General features: G+C 73.8%; 6 protein-coding genes and 1 pseudogene. 3 read left to right on the forward strand and 4 right to left on the reverse strand.

Going from position 1 to position 11,076, the window contains the following annotated elements:
• The 4 genes and pseudogenes from cydD to hisC all read right to left on the reverse strand — a co-directional run.
• The coding region (cydD, locus tag HCJ92_RS18320) for a thiol reductant ABC exporter subunit CydD (RefSeq protein ID WP_167934703.1) at positions 1-1,799 on the reverse strand (1,799 nt) is incomplete at its 3' end.
• A gap of 188 nt (positions 1,800-1,987) precedes the next feature.
• Positions 1,988-2,977, reverse strand: a pseudogene (cydB, locus tag HCJ92_RS18325) (cytochrome d ubiquinol oxidase subunit II); the annotation flags it as partial.
• 102 nt (positions 2,978-3,079) lie between these two features.
• Positions 3,080-4,588, reverse strand: coding sequence for a cytochrome ubiquinol oxidase subunit I (locus HCJ92_RS18330; protein ID WP_167934705.1), 1,509 nt, complete (start codon positions 4,586-4,588; stop codon positions 3,080-3,082).
• Between the two features lie 457 nt (positions 4,589-5,045).
• Positions 5,046-6,137 (reverse strand): histidinol-phosphate transaminase, encoded by a 1,092-nt coding sequence (gene hisC / locus HCJ92_RS18335; protein WP_167934706.1) that lies wholly within the window; start codon positions 6,135-6,137, stop codon positions 5,046-5,048.
• Between the two features lie 349 nt (positions 6,138-6,486).
• Between hisC and HCJ92_RS18340 the strand changes: the two genes are divergently transcribed.
• The 3 genes from HCJ92_RS18340 to HCJ92_RS18350 all read left to right on the forward strand — a co-directional run bounded on the left by HCJ92_RS18340 (position 6,487) and on the right by HCJ92_RS18350 (position 11,019).
• A complete protein-coding gene (locus tag HCJ92_RS18340; RefSeq protein ID WP_167934707.1) occupies positions 6,487-7,698 on the forward strand; it encodes a LacI family DNA-binding transcriptional regulator in 1,212 nt (403 codons plus the stop codon).
• A gap of 175 nt (positions 7,699-7,873) precedes the next feature.
• On the forward strand, positions 7,874-8,944 hold the full coding sequence (locus HCJ92_RS18345; RefSeq protein WP_167934708.1) for a metallophosphoesterase: 1,071 nt from the start codon (positions 7,874-7,876) through the stop codon (positions 8,942-8,944).
• 683 nt (positions 8,945-9,627) lie between these two features.
• The gene (locus tag HCJ92_RS18350) at positions 9,628-11,019 is read left to right on the forward strand and encodes a serine/threonine-protein kinase (protein WP_167934709.1); all 1,392 of its coding nucleotides are present in this window, start codon (positions 9,628-9,630) and stop codon (positions 11,017-11,019) included.
• The last annotated feature ends 57 nt before the right edge of the window (positions 11,020-11,076 follow it).

Genomic DNA, 11,076 nt, shown 5'->3' on the forward strand with positions numbered 1-11,076 from the left:
CCGGCGCCGGCGGAGTTCTCCGCGTCGGACCGGGTGTCCGGCGTCCTCGCCTCGCCGTGGCCGCCGCCGTCGATGCCGAGAATCCACTCCCCGGGCGTCGGCGCCGGCGGCTCGGGCGCGGTGATCGCGGCGGGGGCGACGATCGGCGACGGGGCGCCGGGCGCCAGCTCGACGACGCGGTCCGCGACGGGCAGCAGGGCGCGGCGGTGCGTCACCAGCAGCACCGTCCGATCGGCGGTCAGTCGACGCAGCGCGTCGGCGACCCGCGCCTCGGTGTCCGTGTCGAGGGCGGCGGTCGGTTCGTCGAGCAGCAGCAGCGGCCGGTCGGCGAGGAACGCGCGGGCGAGGGCCACCCGCTGGCGCTGGCCCTGGGACAGGCCGGCGCCGCCCTCGTCGAGGAGCCGGTCGGGGTCGATGTCGTCGGCGGCGGCGTCGGCCAGGGCGCGGGCGACGGCGGCGTCGTCGGCTCCGGGACGGGCGAGCCGCACGTTGTCGGCGACGGTCCCCGCGAAGAGGTGGGGGTGCTGCGGCACCCAGGCGAGCTGGTCGTGCCAGCTCGCGGGGTCCAGCTCCCGGAGCTCCCGGCCCCCGACCAGCACCCGTCCGGAGACGGGGCGGGTGAGTCCGAGGACGCTGCGGAGCAGGGTCGTCTTGCCCGCCCCCGAGGGCCCGGTGACGGCCACGGTCTCCCCTGCCCGCAGGTCGAGGGAGGTGGCGGTGAGGGCGTCGGTGGTCCGCCCCGGGTACCGGACGGTGACGCGGTCCAGGGTGACCAGGGGGCGGCCGGCGGGGACGGCGCCGGCGTCCGGCGCCGGACGGGTGCCGGGGGCGGGGTGCTCCTCCTCCAGCACGTCGAAGACGGCGTCGGCGGCGGCGAGCCCTTCCGCGGCGGCGTGGTACTGGGCGCCGACCTGCCGCAGCGGCAGATACGCCTCCGGGGCGAGGATCAGCACGACCAGACCGGTGCGCAGGTCGAGTTCGCCGTGCACCAGCCGCATGCCGATGGAGACGGCGACCAGCGCGACGGAGATGGTGGCGAGGAGTTCCAGGGCGAAGGACGACAGGAACGCGATGCGCAGCGTCCGCAGGGTGGAGCGCCGGTACTCGCCGGTCACCGTTCGGACGCGTTCCCCCTGGGCCTTGGCCCGGCCGAACACCTTCAGAGTGGTGAGCCCGGCGACCACGTCGAGGAAGTGGCCGGAGAGCTGGCTCAACCGCCGCCACTGGCGGTCCATGTGCGCCTGGGTGGCCCAGCCGATCAGCATCATGAACAGCGGGATCAGCGGCAGAGTGACGAGGATGGTCGCGGCCGATATCCAGTCCTCGGTGAGGATCTTCGCCAGCACGGCCACCGGGACGACGGCGGCGAGGCCGAGCTGCGGCAGGTAGCGGGCGAAGTAGTCGTCGAGGGCGTCGACACCGCGGGTGGCGAGGGTGGCGAGCTCGCCGGTGGCGTGACCGCCGTCGGCCGCCCCGCCGCCGCCCCGCCCCGCGGCGACGTGCCGCAGCAGCCGCAGCCGCAGCTCGGACTTGACGGAGGCGGAGGCACGGTGGGCGGCCAGCTCGGTGAGCCAGGAGACCAGGGCGCGCCCGGTGGCGGCGGCGAGCAGGACCAGCAGCGGCGTGGTGAGGTCGCCGGGGGCGGCACCGCCCTCGAACGCCCCGACGACGATGTCGGCGAGGACCACGGCCTGGACGATGACCAGCACCGCACCGGCCAGGCCGAGCACGACGGACGCGGTGAGGAAGCCGCGGGTGGCGCGGGCGCAGCGCAGCAGGCGGGGGTCGACGGGGCGCACGGCGGTCAGCTCCCCGCGCCCTGGGGCCGGCCACCGCCGACGCCGGCGAGGTCGTCGCCGGGCGCCTCGGGGCCACCGGGCGCCTCGGGGGAACCGGGGCCGCCGGGGCCGTCAGGGGCGCCCCCGTCGTCCCGGCCACCACTGCCGGAAGCGCCGCTGCCCGGGGCGCCGCCCGCCGGATGGTCGGGGGCGATGTGCTGGACACCGATCCGCTTGCGGAAGACCCAGTAGGTCCAGCTCTGGTAGAGCAGCACCACCGGGGTGGCGAACCCGGCGACCCAGGTCATGATCGTCAGCGTGTAGTCGGTGGCGGCGGCGTTCTCCGTGGTCAGCGACCACGCCGGGTCCAGCGTCGAGGGCATCACGTCGGGGAAGAGCGACAGGAACAGGGTGGCGACGGCCGCGGCGATGGTGACGCCGGAGAACGCGAACGACCAGCCCTCCCGCGCCGCGTGGTTGGCGGCGAGCGCTGCCAGCAGGGCGACCGCCGCGACGACGGCGGTGACCAGGCTCGCGGTGTCGCCGTGGGCGGCCTGGGTCCAGGCGAGGAACGCGACGGCGAGGCCGGCGGTCACCAGGCCGAGGACGGCGGCCTGCCGGCGGGCGCGGTCGCGGATCCCACCGACGGTCTTCAGCGCGGTGAAGACCGCGCCGTGGAAGGTGAAGAGGGTCAGGGTGAGCGCGCCGCCGAGCAGCGCGTAGGGGCTGAGCAGGTCCAGCAGGTCGCCCGCGAACTCCTTGTCGGCGTCGATGGGGACACCGCGCACGATGTTGGCGAAGGCGACACCCCACAGGAACGCCGGCAGCAGCGAGGTCCAGAAGATCGCCGTCTCCCAGTTGCGCTGCCAGTTCTCCTCCGGGCGCTTGGACCGGTACTCGAAGGCGACACCGCGCACGATGAGGCAGACCAGGATCAGCAGCAGCGGCAGGTAGAAGCCGGAGAAGAGGGTGGCGTACCACTCGGGGAAGGCGGCGAAGGTGGCGCCGCCGGCGGTGAGCAGCCAGACCTCGTTGCCGTCCCAGACCGGCCCGATGGTGTTGATCAGCACCCGGCGCTCCCGCCGGTCGCGCGCGAGGGTCCGGGTGAGGACGCCGACGCCGAAGTCGAAGCCTTCCAGGAAGAAGTAGCCGGTCCACAGGACCGCGATGAGGATGAACCAGACGGTGGTGAGTTCCATGTCCGTCTCCAGTCGGGAGCGGGTGGGAGAGGTGCCGGGGCGGGGTACGCGGGTACGCGGGGGCGCGGCCGGGCGGGGAGGCGTGGCCGCGCCGCCCGCGGGTCAGTACGAGAACGCCATCGGCTTGTCCGGGTCCCGGTGGTCGCCACCGATGCGGGTGGGCGGGTTGCGGTCGGCGTCGGTCAGCTCGGGCGGCCCCGCCTTGACGTACTTGGCGAGCAGCTTGACCTCGACGACGGCGAGCGCCGCGTACAGCAGCGTGTAGACGGTCATGGAGGTGATGACCTCACCCTGGGAGACGCTGGGCGAGACGCCGGCGGAGGTCTGGAGCACGCCGTAGACCACCCAGGGCTGGCGGCCCGTCTCGGTGAAGATCCAGCCCCACGCGTTGGCGATCAGCGGGAACGCCATGGTGGCGAAGGCCAGGCGCCAGTACCAGCGGGTGAGTCCCTCGCCCAGCTCGCGGTCGCGGGTGAGCGCGAGGCGCGGGACCTCCTCGCTGCCGGTCCGCAGCCGTTCGGAGAGCCAGAAGCGGCGGCGGGTCAGCCACAGTCCGGCGACGCCGAGCGCGAGTGAGGCCATGCCGAACCCGATCATCCACCGGAAGCTCCAGTAGGCGACGGGGATGTTGGGCCGGTAGTCGCCGGGGCCGTACTCGGCCTCCATCGCGGCCTGGGTGTCGTTGATCCCGGGGACGGGGTCGGAGAAGTTGTCGTGGGCGAGGAAGGACAGCAGGCCGGGGACCTCCACGGCGACCACGTTGTGCCCGGCGTCCACGTCCCCGATGGCGAAGAGCGAGAAGGGGGCGGGCCCCTCGGTGTCCCACAGCGCCTCGGCGGCGGCCATCTTCATCGGCTGCTGCTCGTACATGATCTTGGCGAGGCGATCGCCGCTGGCGGCGGTGAGCATGCCGGCCGCGACCAGGGTGATCAGACCGACCCGCAGCGAGGTGCGCATCACCGCCACGTGGCGGCGGCGCATCAGGTGGTAGGCGGAGATGCCGACCATGAACGCCCCGCCGACGAGGAACGCCGCCGTGATGGTGTGGGCGAACTGCGCGACGGCGGTGTTCTGGGTCAGCACCTGGAGGAAGTCGGTCAGCTCGGCACGGCCGGACTCCTCGTTGATCCGGTAGCCGACCGGGTGCTGCATCCAGGAGTTGGCGGCCAGGATGAAGTAGGCGGAGAGCACGGTGCCGATCGCCACCATCCAGATGGTGGCGAGGTGGATGCGCTTGGGGAGCTTGTCCCAGCCGAAGATCCACAGTCCGATGAAGGTGGACTCGAAGAAGAAGGCGATCAGCGCCTCGAAGGCGAGCGGCGCACCGAAGACGTCGCCGACGAACCGGGAGTAGTCCGACCAGTTCATACCGAACTGGAACTCCTGGAGGATGCCGGTGACGACACCCATGGCGATGTTGATCAGGAAGAGCTTGCCCCAGAACTTGGTGGCGCGCAGGTAGACGTCCTTCCCGGTGCGCACCCACGCGGTCTGCAGCAGGGCCACCAGGGTGGCCAGCGAGATCGTCAGCGGGACGAAGAGGAAGTGGTAGACGGTGGTGATGCCGAATTGCCAGCGGGCGAGGGTCTCCTCCGCCAGGGCCAGTTCCACAATGCCTTCTCCTTCACTGCGTGCGCCGAGCCACCGCCGGGAGCCTGACCCTTGTCGGGGGGTTCGTCCGGGACGAACCCGTAGCAACGCGACACGCTTGTGAACGTATTCACATTCACAAGCCAGTATCGCGCATACCGTCGTACCGGAGGGCACCGGGGTAGGTGCAACAGCTCACACCCGACGGGGGCCTCCGGACGAGGGCCGGGCGGACCCGTCACGGGCGGGCGCCCCGGCCCTCCCGGCAGCCCGGGCGGCCCCCTGCCCCGGGGCGGACGACGGACTCGGCGGACCGGCACGCGCCGACGGGACGGGCGGCGCCCGGGCAGCGCGAAGGGGGCCCGCCGGTGCGGCGGGCCCCCTTCGGGCGGTTCGATCGCGCGGTGGTCACCCCGGGGCTGTGCCCTGTCCGGTGATTCCCGCCGTGCCGGCGCCGTTCGCCGGACAGGATCTCGCCTCAGCCGGCGACGCGGCCCCGGAACTCGGCCGTCACCTTGAGCAGCAGATCGTCCGCCTCCCGCTCCCCGACCGTCACCCGCACGCCCTCGCCGGGGAACGGCCGGACCGTCACCCCCGCCGCGGCGCACACCTCGGCGAACTCCACCGTCGCCTCACCGAGCCGCAACCAGTGGAAGTTGCCCTGCGACACCGGCACCGTCCACCCCTGCGCCGTCAGCTCCGCGTGCACCCGCCGCCGCTCCTCGACCAGCGCCGCGACCCGCTCCAGCAGCTGCGGCTCGCTCCGCAGCGAGGCCACCGCCGCGTCCTGCGCCACCTGGCTCACACCGAACGGCACGGCGGTCTTGCGCAGCGCCGCCGCGACCGGCTCCTGGGCGACGGCGAAACCGACGCGCAGCCCCGCCAGCCCGTACGCCTTGGAGAAGGTCCGCAGCACGCACACGTTGGGGTAGGCGCGGTACAGCCCGAGGCCGTCCGGCACCTCCGCGTCGTCCACGAACTCCCGGTACGCCTCGTCCAGCACCACCAGCACCCGCGCCGGGACCCGGTCCAGGAACCGCTCCAGCTCGGGGCGCCTGATCGCCACGCCCGTGGGGTTGTTGGGGTTGCAGACGAAGATCAGCCGCGTCCGCTCCGTCACGGCGTCCGCCATGGCGTCCAGGTCGTGTTCCTCGTCCGCCGTGAGCGGCACCTGCACCGAGGTCGCGCCGGCGATCTGGGTGATGATCGGGTACGCCTCGAACGACCGCCAGGCGTAGATCACCTCGTCGCCGGGGCCGGCCGTCGCCTGGAGCAGCTGCTGCGCCACTCCGACCGACCCGGTACCGGTGGCGATGTGTCCGACCGGCACCCCGAAGTGGTCGGCGAGCTCACCGAGGAGAGCGGTGCAGGCCATGTCGGGGTAGCGGTTCATGGCCCCGGCCGCCGCGACGGCCCCCTCCAGTACACCCGGCAGCGGGGGGTACGGGTTCTCGTTGGAGGACAGCTTGTACGAGTCGGCGCCCGCCGCCGCACGGCCGGGCCGGTAGGCGGGGATACCGTCGATCGCGGCGCGCAGCCGCGGGCCCTCGGGGAACGTCGGTGTACACATCCTCCACACCTTAGGAGGAAAAGCCCGTGGGGCGTACCCCCCGGGACGACGCCGCCACCGCACCCGCCGCGGGGCTGCGCGACCGCCGACGCGGGTACCGCGGTCGGCCCAGCCGCCCGGTGTCAGGCCACCCGACCCTCCTCACTCGAAAGAGTGAGGAGGGGGAACGTGAAAAGCAGGGCACACCGAGCCTGCGAGCCCGCTGGACACGGGAGCACGCTGCCCTCGTGCCCACGGAGCCTGCGGTTCCCAGGCTCCTGGCCGGTTTCCATCATGCAGAAACGTATCCGCTCATCAACTTGTGCGACCCTCAGGCATGTTGAGTGGCCGGGCCTACGATCAGGTCGACATGACAGCAGCGAAACATCAGGTGAGCCGGGGGGACGACACCCGCCGATCCCGCCGCCCGCGGACCGGTATCCGTGACGTCGCGGCAGAGGCCGGTGTCTCGATCACGACTGTCTCGGACGCCCTCAACGGCAAGGGCCGACTGCCCGACACCACACGCAGCCACGTGCGGTCGGTCGCCGACCGCCTCGGCTACCGACCCTCCGCCGCCGCCCGCACCCTGCGCACCGGCCGCTCGGGACTGATCGGACTCACGGTCACCACCTACGGTGAAGAACCGTTTACCTTCACCGAGTTCGCCTACTTCGCCGAGATGGCCCGCGCCGCGACCTCGGCAGCGCTCGCCCGCGGCTACGCACTCGCGATCCTCCCCGCCACCTCCCAGCACGACGTCTGGTCCAACGTGGCGCTCGACGGCACCGTCGTCGTCGACCCGGCCGACCACGACCCCGTCGTCGCCGAGCTGGTCCGGCAGGGCATCCCGGTGGTCTCCGACGGGCGCCCGGCGAGCGACCTCCCCGTCGCCGGGTGGGTCGACAACGACCACGAGGCGGCCGTCGTCGGCCTGCTCGACCACCTCGCCGCCTCCGGCGCCCGCCGCATCGGCCTGCTCACCGGCACCGGGACCGACACCTACACCCGGCTCTCGACCGAGGCGTACCTCGGCTGGTGCGCCCGGGTCGGCCAGCCGCCCGTCTACGAGACGTACCCCGCCCACGACCCGTGCGCCGGGGCACTCGCCGCCGACCGGCTGCTCGCGCGCCCCGACCGGCCCGACGCCGTCTACGGCCTGTACGACCCCAACGGCACCGACCTGCTCGCCGCCGCGCGCCGCTACGGGCTGCGCGTCCCGGAGGACCTGCTCCTGGTGTGCTGCAGCGAGTCCGACGTCTACGCCACGACCGAGCCGCCCGTGACCACGCTCTCCCTCCAGCCGGGCCGCATCGGCTCCGCCGTCATCCAGCTCCTCATCGACGCCATCGAGGACGGTGCCGCCGCCCGCGCCGCGGGCGCCTCCCGGGGCCGTTCGGCGTCGCATCGGAGCGGGTCCCGGCACACCGGCCACAACGGCGCGATCGGCTCGCCGGCGGCGGTCCGGCCGTCGCAGCAGCGCGTCATGCCCACCGAGTTGATCGTGCGGGCCTCGTCGCAGCCCCGGGTGCGATCGGTGACCGTGAGCCAGCAGCGCACCCCCCCTCCTGCGGGCGGGTAGTTTCCGGTAGCCTCCCAGCCAGGGTGGCCTGAACACCCCGATCAGGGGCCCGCCGGTGGGCGTGCCAGGTGTCCGGCGCTCCCCGTGGTGGGATTCCTATGATGGACAGGTGGGCACCGTACCGGCGGGAACGAGCCGGTCACGGCGGAGGCGGCGCGTACGTGGTGGAGGGGTCATGGCTCAGGAGCCTGCCGGGGATTCCGGCGTCGAGTTCCGTGCGGACGCGGTGGGAGCCGCCGTTCCCGGTCACGCTGCCGCGACCCCGGTGACCGCGCCACCCCCTCCCGGGACGCCGCCGGTTGCCGCGCCGCTGCCGCCGCCCGCCGCTCCCGTCGCGGACGAAGAGACCGCCGGCTCCCCCGTGCCCGCGCCACCCGCGGACGGTCCCGGGCCGCTGTACGTCGTCGGCGACGTCCACGGCTACCTCGACGAGCTGCGTGCCGCCCTTCGGGCCGCCGGCCTCACCGACGAGGAGGACCGCTGGGCGGCGGGCAGCAGCCGGCTGTGGTTCCTCGGCGACTTCACCGACCGCGGCCCGGACGGTGTCGGCGTCATCGACCTGGTGATGCGGCTCTCCGCCGAGGCCGCGGCGGCCGGCGGGTACTGCAAGGCGCTGCTCGGCAACCACGAACTGCTGCTCCTGGGCGCCCACCGCTTCGCCGACACCCCCGTGGAGTCGGGCGCCGGCACCGCGACCTTCCGGGCCGCGTGGATGCTCAACGGCGGGCAGCCCAGCGACATGGAGCGGCTGGAGGACCACCACGTGCAGTGGATGTCCCGGCTCGACTCCCTCGCGGTGGAGGACGGCCACCTGCTCCTCCACTCCGACACCACCGCGTACCTGGACTACGGCGACACCGTCGAGGACGTCAACGACTCGGTCTTCCAGGCGTTGCAGCGGCTGGACTCGGCCGAGACGTGGGAGCTGTTCCGCAAGTTCACCCGCCGGTTCGCGTTCCGCGACGAGGACGGGCCCGAGGCCGCCCGCACCCTGCTGAGCACCTTCGGCGGCGCGCGGATCGTCCACGGCCACAGCCCCATCCCGTATCTCACGGGCGAGGGCGACACCGAGATCGACGAGGACGGTGAGGAGCGCCCGCTGCGCCCCAGCGAGCCGCACGTCTACGCCGATGAACTGGCGATCGCCATGGACGGCGGGGTGACGATGGGCGGCCCGATGCTGGTCTCCCGCCTGCCGTTGACCGCGGACGCCCCGGGTACCGCCGTCCCCGCGCCGACCGCCTGACCGCTCCGGCGGGGATCCCCGACCGGCGGTTCCGCTCGGCTGGCCCGGGCCAGGCCCAGGCCCACGGGCCACGGCCGTCGGGTCGATCGCGGCGCGATGCCGCCCGGCGACCGGCCCGCCCCTGCGCCGCCGCTCGTCCGCCGGCCCCCGTCCACCGGTCCGTCCGCTCGGCCGTTCGGCCGTTCGGCCGTCCTACGGCACCGGACGCCGGCGCGCGCACGGCGCGGCACGCGGATCGGTCGCGACCGACGCGTTCGCGGAGTCTCGGCGCGGCCGGAACGTGACGGCGTGATCACGGATCTGACGGCGGCACGGCCCGCCCCGCACGCCGGGGGCGGCGACGGCGAGAGCCCCGGGCGCCCGGTCGGCCACGGCCTCCGGAGGTGGTGGCCCCGCCCACGCCCGTCCGGAAGAAGCCGCCGGTCGGGTTGGACTCCTGGTAAGAGCTGAGCCACCTGGGGCGTGCTCCGAGTGCGCGGGACCGCGCGCGGGCAGGGTCAGGGGAAGGGCATAACGCCCACGAGACAGGATTTCCCGAAACGGGGCGCGCGAAGCGACTTGTTCCGGCCAGCTCTCTGTCACAGGGCCCGCGCGGGCTCTACCATCGGACCTTGCCCACGCTCTCCGTTCCGGACGGTGAACGGCCGGCAGGGACGGCCCAATCGGAGCATCTGGGGAAGCACATGGACGGTGCGAACTTGCTGTTGCAGGAGGACCGGCCCGACTACGAGCGGGTCCTCGACGAGGCGCTGCGGCGCGTCCGGCAGGACTCCGGACCCGCGGCTGCCGAGCGGTTCAGGACCGAACAGCTGCGGCGCCTCGGCATGGAGGCCGCGCCGCTGGTGGCGCCGCGCGCCGCCGCCGAGTACCAGCGCTACGTGGCGGTCCGTGAGCGACTGCGCGTCCCGGCGTCCGCCGGGCGATCCGGTGCCCCCGCTCCCCCGCCCGAGGCCCCGTCACCGACCGCACCCGCGCCCGCCGCGGGCGTGGGCGCCGGCGCGCTGGCATCCGTGCTGCTCCCGGTGCTCGCGGGGATCTCGGCCTTCGTCTTCCTGCTCTTCGGGTACGGCCTGAGCCTGGCCGACCCGGAACCGCCGGTCGCCGCCTCGATGCGGACCGCCGGGTGGGTCTTCGCCGTGCTGACGGCGATCGGGTTGGCCGTGGCAGCGGTGGAGCTGCTGGTCGGGGCCCTGAGGAACGGCGCGACCTCGGTACGCGCGGCACGGCCGGGCCACGCGGCCCCCGACGCCGCCCCCACCGAGCTGGCCGAGGCCCGCGAGGCCTGGCAGAGAGCGCTGCTGGAACGTGGCCTGCTCCCGTTCCTGCACGAGACCGTAGGAGGAGCATCCGTGTCCGACAACGACGACCGCGAGAGCCGCACCCCGAAGCTGCGTTTCTCCAGCCCCAAGTTCTCCACCTCCAAGGACCGTTCCGGGGAGGAGGCCGAGTCCAAGGAGGCGGGTTCCCGCTTCGGGCGCGGCGGGTTCTCCAGCCCGAAGAGCTTCAGCCGTGACGGCGACTCGGCGGAGAGCGGCTCCGGTTCGCGCTTCTCCAGCCCGAAGTTCTCCAGCCGCACCGACGACGACGGCGAGTCCTCCGAGCGCAGTGCGCCGGGGTACGCCAGTCCGTCCTACCGGTCGTCGTCCGAGAGCAGTGACGACTCCGGCTCCCGGTTCGGGCGCGGCGGCTTCGCCAGCCCCTCCTACCGCTCCTCCTCCGACAGCTCCGGCGACTCCGGCTCCGGCTCCGGCTCCGGCTCCGGCTCCGGCTCCGGCTCCGAGAGCGGCGGGGATTCGGGTTCCCGGTTCGGGCGCGGCGGCTTCGCCAGTCCGTCCTACCGGTCGTCGTCCGAGAGCGGCGACGACTCCGGCTCCCGGTTCGGGCGCGGCGGCTTCGCCAGCCCCTCCTACCGCTCCTCCTCCGACAGCTCCGGCGACTCCGGCTCCGGCTCCGGCTCCGGGAGCGACGGCGGGAGCGGTTCGGGGTCGCGCTTCGGCAAGGGCGGCTTCGCCAGCCCGAAGCTCGCCTCGGACCGCGACGACGAGGACGAGCCGAAGGGCGGGTCCGGCTCCTGACCACCTCCCCCGCGAGCGCCCGTGGCGCGACGCGGGGGCCGTACCGGTGCGGCGGGG

Source organism: Streptomyces spiramenti, assembly GCF_012034385.1.
In the GTDB taxonomy this organism is placed as follows: Bacteria; Actinomycetota; Actinomycetes; order Streptomycetales; family Streptomycetaceae; genus Streptomyces; species Streptomyces spiramenti.

What these genes read in the sequence shown, in the direction of transcription:
- HCJ92_RS18340 (WP_167934707.1), top strand. Translation starts at nt 6,487, where the DNA reads ATGACAGCAGCGAAACATCAGGTGAGCCGGGGGGACGACACCCGCCGA.
- HCJ92_RS18345 (WP_167934708.1), top strand. Translation starts at nt 7,874, where the DNA reads ATGGCTCAGGAGCCTGCCGGGGATTCCGGCGTCGAGTTCCGTGCGGAC.
- hisC (WP_167934706.1), bottom strand. Translation starts at nt 6,137, where the DNA reads ATGTGTACACCGACGTTCCCCGAGGGCCCGCGGCTGCGCGCCGCGATC.
- HCJ92_RS18350 (WP_167934709.1), top strand. Translation starts at nt 9,628, where the DNA reads ATGGACGGTGCGAACTTGCTGTTGCAGGAGGACCGGCCCGACTACGAG.